The organism is Mycolicibacterium vulneris (genome assembly GCF_002104765.1).
Taxonomy (GTDB): domain Bacteria; phylum Actinomycetota; class Actinomycetes; order Mycobacteriales; family Mycobacteriaceae; genus Mycobacterium; species Mycobacterium vulneris.
Map to the genome: position 1 here is coordinate 1 of NZ_NCXM01000098.1, position 827 is coordinate 827.

Consider the following 827-nt stretch of genomic DNA (forward strand, 5'->3'; position numbering starts at 1 on the left):
CCCCGCTGGTGGCCGATCTGGGGGTGGCCTATGCCAGCCGGTGTGCGGGGCATGGCCCCGAGTGGGCGCCGTTGGCGGTGCAGTATGTCGATTACACGCTGTGGCAGCGCGCGCAGTTGGGTGATCTGGCCGATGCCGAGAGCCCGATCGCGGCGCAGTTGGCCTATTGGGAGCAGGCACTGGCCGGGCTGCCCGAGCAGCTGGCGTTGCCCACCGATCGGCCCTACCCGCCGGTGGCCGATTACCGCGGGGCCAGTGTGGCCGTGGACTGGCCCGCGCAGCTGCAGCAGCAGATTCGTCGGGTGGCCCGTGAGCACAACGCGACCAGTTTCATGGTGGTCCAGGCCGCGCTGGCGGTGTTGCTGGCCAAGCTCAGCGCCAGTCCTGATGTGGCAGTGGGATTCCCGATCGCCGGGCGCGGTGATCCCGCACTCGATGAACTGGTGGGCTTTTTCGTCAACACCGTGGTGCTGCGCGTCGAGATGGCCGGGGACCCCACGGTCGCTGAGTTACTGGCCCAGGTGCGGGGTCGCAGCCTGGCCGCCTACGAGCACCAGGACGTGCCCTTCGAGGTGCTAGTGGAGCGGCTCAACCCGACCCGATCGCTAACCCATCATCCGCTTGTCCAGGTGATGTTGGCCTGGCAGAACTTCGCCGGGGACCCGACCACCGGTTTCGCGCTCGGCGATGTGCAGGTCAGCCCGATGCCGATAGACACCCGCACCGCCCGGGTGGATTTGACATTCTCGTTGGCCGAACGCTGGGGTGAGGCCGGTGAGCTCGCCGGGATCGGCGGGACGGTGGAGTTCCGCACCGACGTCTTCGAC

General features: G+C 68.2%; 1 protein-coding gene. It reads left to right on the forward strand.

Features of this window, described 5'->3' with window-relative positions:
* A partial coding sequence (locus tag B8W69_RS29520) for a condensation domain-containing protein (RefSeq protein WP_245843433.1) occupies positions 1-827 on the forward strand: 827 nt, incomplete at both ends.